This window comes from Streptomyces sp. NPDC102278 (assembly GCF_044766345.1).
Lineage (GTDB): Bacteria > Actinomycetota > Actinomycetes > Streptomycetales > Streptomycetaceae > Streptomyces.
The window spans coordinates 37,210-53,294 of sequence record NZ_JBIWLV010000017.1 but is presented as its reverse complement, the minus strand read 5'-3'; the positions used below and the strand labels follow the sequence as shown (position 1 = coordinate 53,294).

The 16,085-nt window shown below is 70.0% G+C and carries 13 protein-coding genes and 2 pseudogenes; 7 read left to right on the top strand and 8 right to left on the bottom strand.

The features are described from left to right. Window positions 1-37: 37 nt before the first annotated feature. A complete protein-coding gene (locus tag ACIRO3_RS30440) occupies window positions 38-943 on the bottom strand; it encodes a S41 family peptidase (protein WP_404142086.1) in 906 nt (301 codons plus the stop codon). A gap of 57 nt (window positions 944-1,000) precedes the next feature. Between ACIRO3_RS30440 and ACIRO3_RS30435 the strand changes: the two genes are divergently transcribed. Next, a complete protein-coding gene (locus ACIRO3_RS30435; RefSeq protein ID WP_361783584.1) occupies window positions 1,001-1,543 on the top strand; it encodes a winged helix-turn-helix domain-containing protein in 543 nt (180 codons plus the stop codon). 78 nt (window positions 1,544-1,621) lie between these two features. Here ACIRO3_RS30435 and ACIRO3_RS30430 read toward each other — a convergent pair whose 3' ends face one another. Continuing rightward, window positions 1,622-2,566, bottom strand: a complete 945-nt coding sequence (locus ACIRO3_RS30430) for a MerR family transcriptional regulator (protein WP_404142084.1) — start codon at window positions 2,564-2,566, stop codon at window positions 1,622-1,624. A 177-nt stretch (window positions 2,567-2,743) separates the two neighbouring features. Here ACIRO3_RS30430 and ACIRO3_RS30425 point away from each other — a divergent pair. Then, window positions 2,744-3,382, top strand: a pseudogene (locus ACIRO3_RS30425) (phosphatase PAP2 family protein); the annotation flags it as partial. A 39-nt stretch (window positions 3,383-3,421) separates the two neighbouring features. Here ACIRO3_RS30425 and ACIRO3_RS30420 read toward each other — a convergent pair. Together ACIRO3_RS30420 and ACIRO3_RS30415 are read right to left on the bottom strand one after the other, a co-directional pair. Further along, window positions 3,422-4,117 carry a response regulator gene (locus tag ACIRO3_RS30420; RefSeq protein WP_404142082.1) on the bottom strand — a complete coding sequence of 232 codons (696 nt, stop codon included), beginning with the start codon at window positions 4,115-4,117 and terminating at the stop codon, window positions 3,422-3,424. Next, window positions 4,114-5,613 (bottom strand): sensor histidine kinase, encoded by a 1,500-nt coding sequence (locus ACIRO3_RS30415; RefSeq protein ID WP_404142080.1) that lies wholly within the window; start codon window positions 5,611-5,613, stop codon window positions 4,114-4,116. Before ACIRO3_RS30415 ends, ACIRO3_RS30420 begins: the two co-directional genes overlap by 4 nt. Window positions 5,614-6,016: 403 nt before the next feature. On the opposite strand from ACIRO3_RS30415, the pseudogene ACIRO3_RS30410 reads away from it, so the two are divergent. Continuing rightward, window positions 6,017-6,651, top strand: a pseudogene (locus ACIRO3_RS30410) (transposase family protein). A 69-nt stretch (window positions 6,652-6,720) separates the two neighbouring features. On the opposite strand, the gene ACIRO3_RS30405 reads toward ACIRO3_RS30410, so the two are convergent. Then, entirely contained in the window at window positions 6,721-7,260 is a 540-nt protein-coding gene (locus ACIRO3_RS30405; RefSeq protein ID WP_404142252.1) for an SMI1/KNR4 family protein, read from the bottom strand. A 339-nt stretch (window positions 7,261-7,599) separates the two neighbouring features. Between ACIRO3_RS30405 and ACIRO3_RS30400 the strand changes: the two genes are divergently transcribed. Beyond that, window positions 7,600-8,919, top strand: a complete 1,320-nt coding sequence (locus tag ACIRO3_RS30400) for a hypothetical protein (RefSeq protein ID WP_404142078.1) — start codon at window positions 7,600-7,602, stop codon at window positions 8,917-8,919. Window positions 8,920-9,872: 953 nt separating this feature from the next. Then, the gene (locus ACIRO3_RS30395) at window positions 9,873-10,268 is read left to right on the top strand and encodes a hypothetical protein (protein WP_404142076.1); all 396 of its coding nucleotides are present in this window, start codon (window positions 9,873-9,875) and stop codon (window positions 10,266-10,268) included. A 1,503-nt stretch (window positions 10,269-11,771) separates the two neighbouring features. Here ACIRO3_RS30395 and ACIRO3_RS30390 read toward each other — a convergent pair. Beyond that, entirely contained in the window at window positions 11,772-12,122 is a 351-nt protein-coding gene (locus ACIRO3_RS30390; protein ID WP_361783605.1) for a hypothetical protein, read from the bottom strand. A gap of 993 nt (window positions 12,123-13,115) precedes the next feature. Continuing rightward, window positions 13,116-13,604, bottom strand: a complete 489-nt coding sequence (locus tag ACIRO3_RS30385; RefSeq protein ID WP_404142074.1) for a MarR family winged helix-turn-helix transcriptional regulator — start codon at window positions 13,602-13,604, stop codon at window positions 13,116-13,118. 128 nt (window positions 13,605-13,732) lie between these two features. Here ACIRO3_RS30385 and ACIRO3_RS30380 point away from each other — a divergent pair, with 128 nt between their 5' ends. Both ACIRO3_RS30380 and ACIRO3_RS30375 read left to right on the top strand, forming a co-directional pair. Then, window positions 13,733-14,332: an SgcJ/EcaC family oxidoreductase gene (locus tag ACIRO3_RS30380; RefSeq protein ID WP_404142072.1), complete on the top strand. Its 600-nt coding sequence runs from the start codon at window positions 13,733-13,735 to the stop codon at window positions 14,330-14,332. After that, a complete protein-coding gene (locus ACIRO3_RS30375) occupies window positions 14,329-15,099 on the top strand; it encodes an SDR family NAD(P)-dependent oxidoreductase (protein ID WP_404142070.1) in 771 nt (256 codons plus the stop codon). Before ACIRO3_RS30380 ends, ACIRO3_RS30375 begins: the two co-directional genes overlap by 4 nt. Before the next feature lie 217 nt (window positions 15,100-15,316). Here ACIRO3_RS30375 and ACIRO3_RS30370 read toward each other — a convergent pair whose 3' ends face one another. Beyond that, on the bottom strand, window positions 15,317-16,066 hold the full coding sequence (locus ACIRO3_RS30370) for an MBL fold metallo-hydrolase (protein WP_404142068.1): 750 nt from the start codon (window positions 16,064-16,066) through the stop codon (window positions 15,317-15,319). Window positions 16,067-16,085: the final 19 nt, after the last annotated feature.

The window sequence follows — 16,085 nt, the reverse complement described above, 5'->3', positions numbered from 1 at the left end:
GGTACTGCGCGCAGCGCGGTCGGTGACCTGGACCGGGTCAGCCGGCCAGTCGGGCGAGGGCCAGCGCGCGGGCGCGGGCGAGGGAGTCGGCAGCCGCGCAAGGGATGTCCGGCTGCACGCCGGTGCCCTCCCAGTTCGTGCCGGAGACAGGGTTGATGGCGCGGCCCATGGGGACGGTGACTTCCAGGTGTGGATGCACCGTCCAGCCCTTGCACGGATGTGCGCCGCCACGGGTGCGCTCGCCGACGACCACGGCGCGGCCGAGCTGCTGGAGGTCGTACGCCAGCTCTTCAGCGGCGGAGAAGGTGCTGTCGCTGGTCAGCACGTACAACGGCTTGCTGCCACCGAAGCGCGCGCCGGGAACGTGCGGCAGGCTCCAGGACTGCTCGCTGCGATCGCCGTCGCGCCAGTGCATGGTGTTGAGGTGGGTGCGCTCGTCGAGCAGGTGGCTACAGACGAAGGCGACCGAGTCCGGGTCGCCGCCCCGGTTGGTGCGAAGGTCGATGATCAGCGCCCGGGCGCGGGAGGCCAGGGTGAGCGCGGCGCCCAGCGGTTCGGCGGCCCACTCCAGCGGAAACAGCATCGGTGCCAGCTCGACAACGGCGACCCCGCCGTCGAGCAACTGCACCCGGGGCGCACCGCCCAGCGAGGTGTCGAAGTCCCGACGCATCGCATCCAGGCTGGCAGCCCCCTCCTTCGGGGACACCGGGTCGGCGTGGTGCTTCAGCCTCAGGTGTCGGTCGCTGTTGGCGGACTGCAGGTCCGCGGTGACCAACCTGGCCAGCTCCTCGGCGCCGTCGACGTCGTAGGCGCCCTCGGCGAGGCGTCGTTGCAGCAGGCCGGCGAGCTGCTCCGCTATCTCGGGGAAGACGTAGTGCTCGATCAGGAGCCGGATCGTCTCGTCGATAACAGGCGCCGGCAGAAGCTTCGTTGAAGTCGTCATGGCAGGGAGTAGAGCACTGCCCTTGCGAAAGCGTCAACAAGTTTAGACACTTGCGGTATGCGTGATCAACCTCTCCACCCAGCACCCCCCGAGGACGTCCTGGAGATCGGCGCGCCGGAGCAGTTCGCGGCACTCGCCCACCCGTTGCGTCAGCGGTTGCTCTTCGCCCTGGGCCACCGGCCCGCCACCATCAGGCAGCTTGCGGGGCAGCTCGACGCGAAGAAGGGCAATGTGGCCCACCACCTCAAAGTGCTCCGCGAAGCAGGGTTGGTCCACGTCGCCGAGACCCGCCAGGTCCGCGGCGGGACCGAGCAGTACTACCAGCGCACGGCCCGCCAGATGGTCGTCGCCGAACCCCAAGCGGCAGGCACCGCCGCGATGCTCGCCGCGTTCGCCCAGGAGCTGGACCGCTCGCCCGCCGAGGCGCACCTGACACTGCGCCACCTGCGCCTGAGCCCCGCGAAAGCAAGGGAGCTCGGCGAGACGCTCGCCAAACTGGTCGACGAGGCCGAGGAGGATGCAGAAGGCCAGCCCCTGCACGGCGTGTTGGTAACCCTCTATCAGCAGGCCCTGCCGGCCGGCACCACCAGTTCCGCATAACGGCACCAACCTCACGATCGGGCCGCCCCTGGTAGAGGCGGGCGGCACCACGGCTCGCGTCGACTCGCCCCGCCCGACTCAACTCCTGCGAGGCAGGGGTGGTAGGGCCGGTGAGGCTTGATTCTGGGCACGCAGGGCTCGCGCCAGCCACTCCAGGTCCTCGGTCGCATCGGGAGAGGCGTACCGCCCGCGTACGCGGGCGGCGAGCGTGCGGTAGCGCTCCGCCCCTGCCTCGATACCGGCCTCCAGGCACACCAGCACGGCGGCACGATCGGCCTCGCCGAACAACCGGGACAGCACTTCGGCCGCCGCCGGGTCCCCGGGGGCGGTTCCGCGTTCCCTGACCTCCGCGACGGTCTGCACGACCTGCCTGGCCCACCAGATGGACGCCCCGGGGGGAGGACTCTGCCCGGGGACCGGGGTGCTCAGCTCCAGCAAGGTGCGCATTCGGGTGCGGAAGCCGGGGTCCCGCACCAGCTCGGCCAGTTCGATCCAGGCATCGACCTGGTCCGGTGTGGGGTCGTCGGGCAGTTCGATGCTGAAGGTGTGCAGGCGGTCCTGCAGGCGCGGGTCGAGGCCGAGACCGCCGAACACCTCCTCCTTGAACTCTTCGACGATCTGCTTGCGTTCGGCGGCCGACAGTCGTGCCAGACGGTTCATCAGTGCTGTCTCCTCAGCTGTCGAACCACGTTTCGAGACGGTGGACAGGACGGCCCGGCTCACCCTGAGGGAGCGGATCCGCGCGTCGAGTGCGGCCACGTGCGCGTCGGCGACCTCGGCCACCGTGATGCGGCCGCTCAGGACGCGGCACACTTCGTCAACCCCCAAGCCCAGCTCCCGCAAGGTGCGGACCAGTTCGACGCGGGCCACGGACGCGGCGTCGTACAACCGGTAGCCGCCCGCGGAGCGAGCCACGGGCGGCACCGCTCCCTTGTCCGACCAGAAGCGCAGGGTGCGCACGGGAAGCCCGGTGCGGTGAGCGAGTCGGCCAATGGTGAGCACGTCGGGGCGTTCGTCTTCCATGCGTCAGATCCTGGACCCTCCAGTCGCCGGAGACTCAAGAGACCCGGAAGCGGACCCGGACTTCGCGACGGCCTCTGGATCTGCGAGGCCAGTCCGGTCAACCCTGACGATCGTCGGGGGACCGGGCTGCCGTTCGGCCAGGGGCACCCGGCCCGCGGTGTCCCTACCGTCGGCGGCATGGAATCGATCAAGCGGTACGGGTGGAGCCGACGGCTGCCGGTGGCGGTCGCGTCGGCCGGGACGGGGGCAGCGGCCGTGGTCTGGCTGGCGCCCGGCGGCACACTGGGCACGAATGAACCGGTGCACGTCACGGCGGGCCTCTCAGCGAGGGCCTACCAGGCCCTGGCGGGAAGCGTGGCAACCGAGCCATCGTGGGCCGGGACCGCCCTGCGAGCGGCGAGTGAGGGCACTTTGCTGTTCCTGGGCCTGCTCCTGGCCTGGGTCGGCTGGACCGCTCTGCGCCGCCGTGACGTGTCGGGCCTGGCCGGGGTGGCAGTGACTGCCGCCGGGACGGTCGTCGCCTACGGGCTCAGCGAGGCGATCAAACTCCTCGTCGACGAGGAACGTCCTTGCCGGGCCCTGCCGGGTGTCGCGGCCCTCGCACCGTGTCCCGAGCCGGGTGACTGGTCGTTCCCCAGCAACCACGCCACCCTGGCGATCGCGCTGGCAGTGGGCGTGACCTTGGTACGTCCTCGGCTCGCGACGCTGGCGCTGCCAGTGGCCGGGGCGGCCGCCCTGTTGCGGGTGCTGGTCGGGGTGCACTATCCGCACGACGTCCTGGCGGCCACGATGCTCGGTGCGACGGCCGTGGTGACCGTACGGCTCCTCGTACAACCCATTGCCGTACGGGCGGTGTCAGCTTTCCTTGTACGGCAGCCGGTCGGACGGCACCGGGACCACGCCGGCCTCGTGCGCGACCACGGCGGCCGCGGCCCGATTGTCGACGCCGAGGCGGGCGAGGATCGAGCTGACGTGGGCCTTCACCGTTCCCTCCGCCAAGCGCAGGCGGCGCGCGATCTGCCCGTTGGAGAGACCGCTGCCGAGGAAGCCGAGCACGTCCCGCTCCCGGGCGGTCAGGGCGTCGACGCGGGCCCGGGCCGCGGAACGGCGGCCGGCATGGGCGCCCGCACCGCCTGCGGCGAGGTGCGCGACGACACGGGCCGCGACCTTCGGTGACAGATAGGCGGCGCCGTCGGCAACCGCACGGACACCGGCGATCAGTTCCTCCGGCTCGCCGGACTTGATGAGGAAGCCGGCTGCACCTTCGCCGAGGGCCCGCAGGATGTACTCGTCCTCGCCAAAGGTCGTCAGCATCACAACCCCCGTCCCGGGGACGGTCCTTCGTATCTCGGCAGCAGCTTCCATACCGCCGGTCCCCGGCATCCGGATGTCGAGGACGGCCACATGCGGGCGGTGGCGCCGGACGAGCTCCACCGCCTGGTGGCCGTCGGCCGCCTCGGCGACGACGGTGATACCGGGATCAGTGGCAAGGACCGCGCGGACACCCGCGCGGATCATGGGCTCGTCGTCGGCGATCAGAATCCGGATCATCGGACAGCCTTTCCGGTGTAGTTGTCGGTGGAGACCAGGCGGCCGTCCCGGAAGCAGAGACGGTAGATGTCCCCCGAGCGGTCGTCGAACGGGTCGCCGGTCTGTACGTAGAACTCGCAGGACGCATCTCGTGGCGCGGGCGTGGGTGCTGCCGGGCGACGCGTCGTCTGGCGCTCGGGCAGGTACGGGGCCACATCCGCGCGTGGCTGACCGACGCGCAGGCGGGCGTAGTCCTGGGGGGCGAGTACCGAGTCCCGCGCGGTCACGGTGTCCCACACCCGTACCCCGCCGATGAGCAACGCGGAGGTGCACAGCGGCACGAGGACGGCCGCGGCGGCGGTACGCCCCAAACGGCGACGGGCACTGCGGTGCTCAGGAGGCAGTGCCTCACTTGGACCAACGGGATCGGCGTGGCGTGGCGGGGGCACGGATCCGCGACCGTGCGGGAGCCAGGCCCGGACGGCGAACCCGCCGCCCTCGGGGCCCGATGCGAAGGCGCCACCAGCCAGGCGGACGCGTTCATCCAGGCCGATGAGACCGAAGCGGTGGCCCTGGCCGGGTGCGGAGGTCCGGGGCGCAGGAGCGGGACGGGCGGCGTGGTCACGGTGGGGCGCGGACTGGGCGGGCACCGGTTCGTTCGTCACACTGACCTCGGTCCGTTCTTCCATGCGCCGGACAACGACGGTCGCCCGGTGCCCAGGGGCGTGCTTGGCCACGTTCGTCAGCGCCTCCTGGACGACCCGCAGCACGGCCCGCTCGACGACCGGCAGCACGTCGCCGGCCGCAGCTTCGCCTTCCACACGCAACCGAACCTGAAGCCCCGCTGCGGCTGCCCGGTCCACCAGCCCCCCGAGTTCGGTGAGCCCGGCGCCGGGCTCGGGCCCCGGAGCCAGACCCGATGCCCCGTTCAGTACGCCGATCACCTCGCCGAGCCGGTCCACGGCGGCTCCCGCCCTGGCGCGGATGTCCCGGGCGGCGGCCCGGTGGTCCTCAGACAGACCAGGGGCCAGCTTCAATGCCCCCGCGGACAAGGCGATGAGGCTGAGGTCGTGGCCGAGGAGGTCGTGCATGTCCTGCGCGATCCGGGTCCGCTCGCGCAACCGGGCCTGTTCGGCGACCAGATGCTGCTCCTTCTCCAGCCTCGCGGCCCGCTCCCACCCAGCCCGCACGAGTGCGCGGTACTGGCGCAGGAACCGGCCCGCGAACCACGGCAGCATCGCCGCCACGAGCAACAACCCCACGAACCGGCTCGCCCAGCCCAACCATGCCGGCACCAGGAGCACAGCCACCACGGCGGCCGCGAGCACTCCGACCAAAGCCGCCCCCGTGCTCCGGTTGCGCCCAGGTTGTCGGCCCGCGAGGAAGGCGCAGACCGCAGCCGGTATGCCCCACCACAGGGTGGAGACACCGGTGCCAACGGCCGCCACCGCCCCGATGAAGAGGCTTGCGGACAGTACCGGTGCCGGCACCCGAGCCTTGATGATCACTGTTCTCACGGACGCGACCCTACGGAACTCCGCAGCCCCCGCGGCACTGCCGAAAGTCCACTACCGCAAGCCCGGGATCTACCGGTCCTTGCCGGGCAGGCCGGATCAAGGACTGCTTGACAACGATGTGGGAACCAGACACATGCCGCGAAAACACCACCAGGGGCCATCTGCGGACCTGCTGGGCGAGCGGAGGTCGATCCATACCGGGAGTGTCGAGTTCGCCCTGTGATCGCCTCCAGGCGCTGGGTGGGGCCTGTAGGCGGACTCTGACAGCCTCGTAATTGGCTTGCACGGAGCTCTTTCAGAGTGGCCACTGATCGGGTGACGGGCCGGCGACCCGCAACCCACGAGGCTCCCGTGCCGTTGAGAGAGATGCTCGACGTCTCAACTCCACAGCACAGGAACCTTGTTGGTGTCCCGTCCTGCCGCACTCGACCTGCCTCATGCTCTGGCCGACGGGGTATCGATGCTCATCGTCACCCGTGAGGGTGACCGACGCTGCAAGCTCCCGCCTCACCAGCGCGCCCTCGTCGGCCTGGTCTACCTGCGCCGGCACGACACGCTCACGCAGATCGCCGCCGGCTTCGGCATGTCCGTCGGGCCCGCCCACGCCTACGTCACGGCCGTCGTCGATCACCTGTCCCGCCGGGCAGCCGGTCTGCTGCGGGTCCTGCGCGAGACGGATCCTGATCACGTCCTGCTCGACGGGACGCTCGCCGAGTGCGACCGGGTCGGCGACAGCAGGGCCGACTTCTCCCAGAAGCACCGCCGTCACGGCGTGAACGTGCAGGTTGTGGCCGATCCCACCGGCAGGCTGCTGTGGATCTCACCCGCCCTGCCCGGCCGCACCCACGACCTGACCGCGGCCCGCACCCCCCGCATCATCTGGATCTGCGAACGCCAGGGCGTTCCCGTGCTCGCCGACCGCGCCTACAACGGGGTCGGCCCCTCAAGTCCTGGCAGATCCTCCGCCGGGCCCGCTGCAGCCCCGACCGGATGACCGTCATCGCCGCAGCCATCCTCGCCCTGGAACATCAACGCTGATGAATCTCATTGCCGTTCCAGGGTGAGGACGACGGATCGGCAATGGCCGTCATCCAGTTGGGAGCCGTCTCACGACCAGACAAGTCGACCTTCGGTGAACCGACAGACCGGTGAGCTTCCACCGGCGATCCTCGTCAGCGTCTCCGCCACGGAGTCGAAATACTCGGCCATCGATTCGTACTCGCCCGTGACCGTGGGGTCACCCACGAACCATCTGCCGACGCGCCCGTCCCGCACATCGATGAACTTCCCCATCCAGCCGTCCTGGTCCGACAGGAACGGGATCCACTCATTACGCCAGAACGGGTAGTCCGGCTGGTCCTGAGGGTCGAATCCGCAGGACGTGGAGCGGTTCGCGTGGAGCCTCTCCATCGCCCGGATTCCCAGAAAGAAGCTTCCCTCGTCGGGGAACCCGTCGAAGCCGCAGCATGCCACTTCGTCGTCGACGTCTCCCTCTGGCAGATCCAGGTTGTTCTGCAACAGCCACGTCCGCAGGTCCCCATGCAGGGAGATCCCCATCCGTTCCTCGGCTGCCGCGAGCATCTGCTCCGTGGCGGGCCCTGGCAGATCTGCGTGATCGGCCGGCGCGTGCTCCCGAAGAAGACCCATCACACGCGACCAACTCTCAGTCACACTCATCGCCCTCTGCCCTCTGCCCTCTGTCCTCTCTACGGGGATGTCTCCGTCCGACCACGCCACTGTGGAGGTTGGGAGGTGTCGGCCGGAGAACCTTGCAGGGATGGTACTTCGAGCGTGTGTTCCATCCCTCCCCGCGATCATCTTCCGCCCCGAAGCGCAGGGTCGGCCCCTCAGCGAAGTGACCGCCCGGGACTTTTCACAGACAACCCACTGTGCCCGGCGGGCCCAGCCGAGGAGCTTCCAGGACTCAAGCGAGGGCCAAGGCACCCCTCGGACCGTGTTGTCGGTGGTGGGGGAGAGGATGCAGGTATGACACTGCTGCCGATCACCGCGCCCACCTCTCTGCTGGACGTCCACCGTCTCGACCCCGAAGCCGACGGATGGGGATTCAGGGTCGATCACGCGGTGGCGACGACGGCCGGCGACACGTACGTGTTGACCGGCCTGCGCCGCTACCGCGATCGCGCGGCCGACTCGGCCGAACCCGCCGAGCAGGATTTCGGCTACCAGTTGATCACCCGCCACGGCCCCGACGGAAAGCCCACCGCCACCGCCGTCTTCGGACAGGCGGTCCCGGGCGGTGGCCCGTCGGCGATATCGGAGGGCGACGCGGCGACCCTGGCCGTCCTCCCGGACGGCGCGATCGCCATCAGCTCCAAGCCCGGCAGCACCCACCTCCTGTCCCCGGACTTGGACCAGGTCCTCGCCTCCTGGCCGATGTCCTGGGGTTGGGAGAAACAGCAGGATTCCGGGGACGACCCGTTCGCCGCGTCGATCGCCGTCACTCCCGCGGGTCGGCTGCTGTGCATGACCTCCGAGTACGGGCTCAGCAACTGGGCCGGCGCCCACCCCAACATCGTCGCCGTCTCCGAACCCGGTACGACCCTCGCCCCGGACCGCAAGCCCGAGCTGCGGGCCATCGCGACCCTGGACGCGCGCACCGACCGCCAGAGCGACACCGACTCGTACGCGCACGTACGGTACGGCGACGAGCCGGTGGGACGCGGCAACCGGCCCTCGCCCTCGTTGACCGATGCCCTGTCGGAACTCACCGGGACCAGCGGCAGCCTCTACGGCTACCTCGACTCCAAGATGACCCGCCCGGCAGCTCTCGGCGACGACCTGTTCGTCGTCCCGGTCTTCGGAAAGACCTACCGTTCGAGCAACCGGGGGCAGGAGTTCAGCTTCGCCCTCGTCGACGACCGAGGCGTGTTGCAGGGCCGGCTGGGAGGCCTGCACCTGCGCGAGGACAGCCCGTTCACCGGCTTCGACTTCACCGTCGTCGCAGATCCGCACCGCGCCCGCGCCTTCCACCTCAACCGATACGGCCTGTACGCGTGGAGCGCCGACGGGGTACTGCGCGCCAGGATGTCCACCGCGGACAAGCCGTTCAAGCCCCTCGTCCACTTCGCCCTGCTGGAGTGCACACCCGCAGGGGAGCTGCTCCTCGCACACCGCAAGCAGCGCCTGCTGCTGCGGGTGTCAGTGCCGCAGAACCTGGACGACCTGGCACCGGCGGTGGAGGCCGCGCTGAAGGACTACGGGCGCGAGCGCACCGCGCTGAAGAAGCAGTACGCGCCCGTGAACTGGCTCTGGTCGGACAGCGCGGCCGCAGTGAACCACCTGTGACGACCCACTCCGTCCAGCGCGTTCTTCGCTCTCCGAGAGCGACCGCCGCGGTGTGCCCGGTCGACGTGCGAAGGGCTCCCGGGCGGACAACGACACCGCGTACAGGGGTGCGTGGCCCGACGAATGGGACATCGCCGTCTTCGTGTGCGCTGCCCGCTCCGGATCGACCGTCTCCCCCTGCCTCTGCGCGGGGGCGCCTGCTCGTGGCCGCTTTCAGACGGCGTTGCCCCAGTCGGAGTGGGTAGCCCTATCCACCGTGCAGGGAAGGGCCGGAAAACGCCGTGTCGGCTGAGCTGCTCATGGGGAGAACGGGGCTGCGCGAGGAGTTGTCGGGTGCTGTGTCGCCGCGGGGACAAGAGGATCGCCGACGTGTAGGAGGGCCGGGAGGAAAGCGTGAGGAAATGCAGCAGCTGCGCGAGCTCGTCGGTAGGGCGGTACCCGAAGGCCGGTTCCGCAGCCACCATGGGATTCGACGGGGGACTGCGAGTTCGGGCCGAGGTCTAGGCTGGCGCTACCTCGACCCCGTCCAGGAGTAGCGTGCCGCCGGCCTTCGTTCATCGAATCACGAAGTACGACCCCGCCGACCGTGACGAGCACGGCAGTTACCGGGGCGCTGAGGATACGGTCAGCGACCCCGGACCGGTCGAAGCCGCGTATCTCGAGGCGATCTCCGCCTTCGCCGAGGCCGCAGGCATTGATCGGCTGGAGATCCGTGAGCCCTCCGTCGCCGGGCCGTATCATGCTCCGCGAGCAGGGCGCCTGGTGCCGGTTGGAGGCGGGAGACGTCTTCACCGTGCACGTCGGGCGGGACCAGTACGTGTCCGTGGGCAGCGACCAGCCCTGTACCGACGCCGTGGCCCGTACGCGGCCTCTTCCCGGAACCGCTGGCGGCCTCCCCCTACGCCGCGGAACCAGAAATATCAGAGGTCGCCGACGAGAGCTTCTGGGTGTCGGTGCGCAACGAGCTGGCAGCGCGGCAGGGCCTGCTCCTGGAGGAGATTCACATCGTCAACGCCACACGCCGGCACCGCCTCACCACGGAAAACCTCAACGCGGTCCGCGCCGGTCTCGGCCCGCGAGCCCTGCTGTCCGTCTGGCCCGACCTGCAACCCGATGTCACCGTGGTCCTGACTGCATTGCCATCCGAATGGCACATCGAGTTCGTCTGGGAGGCGCAGGACGGAACGATCAGAGGCGTGGCTCTCGCTGAGACCGAGCACCAGGGCCTCGCCGCCTTGGTGGCCAATGCGCGAGCGGCACGCGCCCTGCCCCTCTGCCTCGACGAACGCCACCCACTGCTCCACGCCGTTCTACCCGACAGCGACGGCGTGCTGCGCGCACGATGGTGATCCGATGCGCAAAGGCGGCCCAACGAAACCCGCACGTCAGGCACATTGACCGTCACCTGAGCCGCGCGTCCGCCGGAATTCGGCAACGACGGAACGCCGGCATCGACGCGACGTACGCGCAGGTGCTTGACAAGGCCCGCGCCTCTGGTCGACCCGTCGTAGGTACTTCCTCTGCTCCCACGTGCCGTTTCGTCCGGGGCGCTTCGTTTCTACCAAGCGTTCCAGAGTCCGTCGTGACGGTGGCGGACCGGAGGGATATCCGCGTCGGCAAGGTCGTGGCCGGCGAAGTGAAGTCCGCGGATCCGCTGGGCTTCGAGTCGACCCTGGAGCCGGGCCCGGCCTTCAGCCGTAGCGATCTCGGCAGAGAACGAGCCCTTTCTGCAGTCAAGCACCATCCAGTGCCAGGAGGTGATTCGGCGGAGCGTCTTCGTCGGGACAGGGCGACGGCCTTCGCGGGCGCCCTGGGCCATCGCAGCGTGTGTGTAACGCAGGTTGTACAGGGACATGGACTCTGACGCGCCCTTTTGGAGGCGGAGTCTCCTGGGAGTGGTGCGGACGGTTCGGGACATCGAGAGCCTCCGTAAGGCCTCTGGGCTTTCCAGAAGTACCTACGGAGGATGCGTAGTTGTCAGCACGGCTCAGCCCCCTCGTCGGTCGAACGATCTACCACCAGAACAGTAGTGGCGGCAAAGGCGTAGCGGCCGGGATTTTCTCCTCGCCCTGTTGCCAGATCATGCCGTTCCAAGATTTTTTCTGAACTGTGGGCAGAGCCATTCAATGGCCCCCGCTCCTCCAGTACACGACCACGGGATATGCCCGTCTGGCGTCCAAGGCCGACACACCACTCTCCCCGACGGGCCTACAAGGCCTCAGGTCACGGTCTTGGGCCTGGACTGGCGCTCACGTCGCCGCCTTCCGCTGCTTCGGGGGCGTCCCGCGCCGGCCGGTGCCGGACAACCATCCGGGACTCGTTCTGGCGGGTGGTGGACCGACCTGCACCAGGCACTGAACGTGCCGGCCTGGACGTGCCGGCCTGAACGCCGACGGAGCGGGGGAGGGGGTCCGTAAGGTGCGGATGCGCCTGCGCTGCACGTACCCGCTTGTCCTCGGCATCGACGTCCCGACCGAAGGGTAAGGATCGCTGGGCATGGCGACCTGTACTGGGCCAACCTCACCGGCACCCCGCCCTCGATCATGGACTGGGAACGGTGGAGCAGCGTGCCGGCCGGCTCAGCGTGCCAGTCGGCTTCGACGCGGGCCTTCTCCACGCCCGTAGACTGCGCGTCCCCGCGAACGCGGCGCGCGTTCGGGCTGAGTTTCCCAACGCCCCCACTCCTGGAGCCATCTGACTTCCCGTTGCCGCCATGATTGGCAGGCGTGCCCAGAAAGCTCTCATGCGCCGACATCTCTTCCTCACGCGGTAGCCGTGGGCGCCAAGCGCGTGAGGAGCCGCCCCCGCCCCAACGGGGGCGGCTCCTGCCTTCCGAGCGGATGCGCCTGTGGTTACACCACGCAGGCGAGCGGTACGTATCCCTTGATTCCCCGGTAGGTGATGTAGGACCACCGGTTGTCGTTCTTCCAGCCGCAGAACGAGTAGTTCTCGGCCAACTTCACGCCGCAGGTCACGTACGTCGCCTTCGCGCCCTTCGGCAGAAGGCCGAGGGCGGTGGCGTTCACCTTGGCAGTCTTGCGGATCTTGACACTCTCATGCGCAGTGGCCGGGTTCAGGACGCACCCGGCCTTCGCTTGCGCCACCGGAACCGTGCCGACGGTGGCAGCTGACGCGGTTCCGCTCGCGAACAACAGCAGCCCCGCCGCGGCGGCGGCCCCGAATATCGGTGACAGCTTCTTCATTCTCTGCAACAACTCCCTGTTCGATCAGCAACATTGATCATTGCCAACCTATGCCAGGCCCGTCAGCGCCACCCAATCGGTTAACGACACGCCACGCCCTACCGCGACCAGCGTGCTGCCGTACACCGTCGACACGACCGTGGTCAGCTCGACGCAACCCGGTCGCAGCGCAGATGCCGGCCTGTCCCGTCCTCGGCACTGCCCGCACCGTTCCTTGTTCCATCTGCATCTCGTGAGTGACCTTCAACGACACGGCCGCTCTCGGGCGGAACGTTCGGCCGGGGCGCCAGGCCGCCGCGCCGCCAGGCGCTCGTCCAGCGCGGCCGGCCGCTGGTGAGGCAGTGCGCGGGCACGATCCGGCCGCAGGGCGTCCGGCAGGTCAGCGGGGCGGGGTGCGAGTCGGCCGTCTCCGTGTGCAGCAGAGCTGTGTCTATGGCCTTGGCCGCGCTGCAGGCCCGCCGGCAAGGCCGCCGCAGCCGACTTCTCCCACATGCCGCTGCCAGGCCTTTCGCGCGCCGCCGCAGGGGCGGTCCCTCGAACAGCCCCACCGCGGGGCCGCCTGAGGCAGCTCCGCCCCGATGGCGCTGAAGGCGAGATCGGCGAACAGGGACCGCCCCGGCGAGCACAGTCTCACCGCCACCGCCACCGCCACCACCACCGCCACCGCCACCGCCCGGACCGATCAGGAGGATCCGTCGTACGCGGCACAGGGCAGGCCCGTCCAGGCCGTGCCGCCCATCGCCACCGCCGGGCTCCGCCTTGCGTGGGTACCCCGGGGGACTCGGTTCCCTATGCCCTGGCGCAGGAGGGAGCTGCGGCCCCCGTCACCCGGGTCCTCGTCGTAGGCCCGGCCGACTTTTCCCTGGCCGCCTGCATCGGGCTCAGGGCGCTGCCGGCCGACGTCCCACTTCCATGCGAGCGATCTGCGGTACGAGGCCCGCGCGCGCCTTCGCGAGCCCGGCCGGCTGCCCGCAGGCCGCGGGACCCCGCCCTCTATCGGCCGCCCTTACGCTCCTGCGTCGCCGCGCGGATCTCCTCCGTCGCCTCGCGGAACGCGGGGGCCGCACGGGAGAAGTAGTCGAAGAGCAGCTCCAGTTGGTCCGGCGTGTAGCCGGCGAGCACCTCGCCGATCCGTTTGCGGGCCGGGCCCACCGCCGCCTCGACACCCGCCAGCGCGTCCGGCACCGCCTCGACCACGACCTTGCGCCGGTCGGCCGGGTCCGCGGTGCGGCGTACGTACCCCGCGCGCTCCAGCCGGTCGATCAAGCGTGTCGTCGCCCCGGTGGTGAGTCCCGTCCCGACCGCGAGGTCGCCGGAGGTGAGCCCGCCCGCCAGGGTGATGCGGCTCAGGGCGTACCACTCGGACGCCTGGAGGCCCGCGGCCTCCGCACCCGCCATGCCGTGCAGCCCCACGGCGTCGACGTACTCCCGGAAGACCGCCCGCCGGTCTCCCTGCTCCTGTTCCTGCCCTTGCTCCGTCATCGCGGCACCCTTCCCCTTGCCATTTATCTGCATACGTGCAGATAATGCACGTGTGCAGTTGTTGCGCCAGTGTAGTCAACGCGGTGGCTGCCGTCATCCAATCGTTCCGTCGATCGAGAGGCACTTCCGTGAACAGGAAGACCGTCAAGCGCGCCGCCCTCACCACCGCCGTCGTCCTCGCGTTCGGCGCCGCCGCCGCGTACGTCTACCTCGACACCACCTCCGGCATACGGCGCACCGGCGAGGAGAACTGCGCCGACGTCATCCCGGCGGGCGCGAACACCGCCGACGGCGAGGCCATCTGTGCCACCCTCGACGCCCTCATCGACGCCTGGGCCCGCGGCGACGCGGACGCGTACGGCCGCCTGTTCACCGAGGACGGCACTTACACCACGTACGTCGGCAGTCACTACGAGGGCCGCGCCGACATCACCGAAGGGCATCGCGCCCTCTTCAAGGACTTCGTCAAAGGCACCAAGCTCGCCGCGAGTTACCTCGACCTTCGCTTCCTCGGAAAGGACGCGGCCGTCCTGACCGGCCGCGGCGACGATTACACCGGCGGCAGGCCCGGCCTCGCCGACCTGTCCAAGGTCCAGACGTACACCCTGGTCCGCGACACGGACGGCGCCTGGCGCATCGCCGCCTTCCACAACACGCAGCGCCAGAACGTGATGGAGCGCTTCTCCTTCCTCTACTCGCCCGCCACTGCACCCAAGGCGGAGAAATGACCGCCCTGATCACCGGCGCCACCGAAGGTATCGGCCGCGCCTTCGCCCTCGCACTGGCCGCCGAGGGCCACACCGTGACCGCGGTTGCCCGCACCGAACGGCACCTGCGGGCCCTCATGACCGAACTCGGCCCCGGCGGGTCCGACGGCGAACACGACTACCTCGTGGCCGACCTCGCCACCCCCGGCGGGGTGCGCACCGTGGCGGACGCGTTGACGGCCACCCCGTACGACCTGCTGATCAACAACGCCGGCCTCGCCCGCCCGGGCCCCTTCGCCGACACCCCCCTCGACCAGTCCCTGCCCGCACTGCGCCTGAACTGCGAGGCGGTCGTCGCCCTCGCGCACGCCTTCCTCGCCACCGCCCGCCACGGCGCGGCCCTGGTCAACGTCGCCTCCACCCTGGCCTTCGCCCCGCAACCCGGCCAGGCCGTCTACAGCGCGACCAAGGCCTTCGTCGCGTCGTTCTCCGAGGCGCTCTGGTACGAGCAAAGGCCGCGCGGGGTGTACGTGATGGCCCTCTGCCCCGGACCGACCGCGACCCGCCCCGGCCTGCACGCCGACATCCCGGCCGCCCTGGTCCGAACCCCCGAGGCGGTCGTCGCCGCCGCCCTCACCGCCCTGCGCCGACGCCGTCGCCCCACCGTCGTCCCCGGCCGGGCCAACGCCCTCCTCGCCGCAGTGACCCGATACCTCCCTCGCACCACCACCCTCTCCCTCCTCGCGGACGGGCGGGGGGCCACCGTTCCGCAAGGACCTCGCGGCTGACGTTCCGCGCAGCGCGGGCGCTGAAGGCGGGCGATGGCCGGTGCTCATACTGCGCAATCCCCAGCTGTTCCAGCCCGGCGGCCCGGCGGCCCGCCCGGCCAGACGCCCGTCGTCTTCCCGGACCGGGAGGCGTGGCGCTGATCGGAGAACCAGCGCCCGAACGGGTATGCGCCTTTCGACTGGACGGGCTCGTAGGGGACGTCCGGTGTTCCTCGTGTCAGGTCATGGTGCGGGTGCGCAGGCGGCCCCGGTTCGCCCGAGCGGCCAGGCGCCGCTGTTCCCGTTCCGCCCAGCGGTGGACGCGTTGCGGGTCGAGTGGGGTGCCATGGCCGACGTGGAGTTTCGTCGGGTTGAGGGCGAGCATGGCGCGCAGGCTGACCAGGTTGCGCAGGGGGTCGTCGTGGAAGGGCGGGTTGGCCGGTTTGCCGGGGATGAGGCCCATGAAGGAGTTGGCCACGAGGTCGCCCGCCACGAGGTCTCCGTCGTCGGTGAGGACAGAGATGGAGCCCGCGGTGTGGCCGGGGGTGGGCATGATCCGGGCGCGGAGCCCGAAGTCGGCCAGGTCGGTCTCACCATTGACCAGGACCCCGGGTTCGAAGGGGTCGGCCGGCAGGTGCAGCTTGCGGTTGCGGTTCATCAGGCGGCCCATGGGTCCGGTCGGCGCGTGAGGCATGCGGGCCCGGCCGGTGCGGAAGGGTTCGAGGTCGGCGACGTGGCCGGCGATCGGGGCGCCGGTGAGGTGGTGGAGCTCAGCCGCGGAGCCGAAGTGGTCGATGTGGCCGTGGGTGATGACGATCAGAGCGAGGTCGCGGGGGTCGATGCCGTGTCCGGCGATCCGGTCGCGGATCATGCGTCCGCTGCCGGGTGTTCCGGCGTCGACGAGTACGGGACGGCGGCCGAGCAGGAGGTAGGCGTTGACCGCGTGCTTGCCGAGCACCGGAATCGGAATGATCTTCGTGCGGGACATGGGGGCCTTCCATTCAGGG

What these genes read in the sequence shown, in the direction of transcription:
- ACIRO3_RS30420 (WP_404142082.1), bottom strand. Translation starts at nt 4,117, where the DNA reads ATGATCCGGATTCTGATCGCCGACGACGAGCCCATGATCCGCGCGGGT.
- ACIRO3_RS30400 (WP_404142078.1), top strand. Translation starts at nt 7,600, where the DNA reads ATGACACTGCTGCCGATCACCGCGCCCACCTCTCTGCTGGACGTCCAC.
- ACIRO3_RS30390 (WP_361783605.1), bottom strand. Translation starts at nt 12,122, where the DNA reads ATGAAGAAGCTGTCACCGATATTCGGGGCCGCCGCCGCGGCGGGGCTG.
- ACIRO3_RS30375 (WP_404142070.1), top strand. Translation starts at nt 14,329, where the DNA reads ATGACCGCCCTGATCACCGGCGCCACCGAAGGTATCGGCCGCGCCTTC.
- ACIRO3_RS30440 (WP_404142086.1), bottom strand. Translation starts at nt 943, where the DNA reads ATGACGACTTCAACGAAGCTTCTGCCGGCGCCTGTTATCGACGAGACG.
- ACIRO3_RS30370 (WP_404142068.1), bottom strand. Translation starts at nt 16,066, where the DNA reads ATGTCCCGCACGAAGATCATTCCGATTCCGGTGCTCGGCAAGCACGCG.
- ACIRO3_RS30405 (WP_404142252.1), bottom strand. Translation starts at nt 7,260, where the DNA reads ATGGGTCTTCTTCGGGAGCACGCGCCGGCCGATCACGCAGATCTGCCA.
- ACIRO3_RS30435 (WP_361783584.1), top strand. Translation starts at nt 1,001, where the DNA reads ATGCGTGATCAACCTCTCCACCCAGCACCCCCCGAGGACGTCCTGGAG.
- ACIRO3_RS30385 (WP_404142074.1), bottom strand. Translation starts at nt 13,604, where the DNA reads ATGACGGAGCAAGGGCAGGAACAGGAGCAGGGAGACCGGCGGGCGGTC.
- ACIRO3_RS30430 (WP_404142084.1), bottom strand. Translation starts at nt 2,566, where the DNA reads ATGGAAGACGAACGCCCCGACGTGCTCACCATTGGCCGACTCGCTCAC.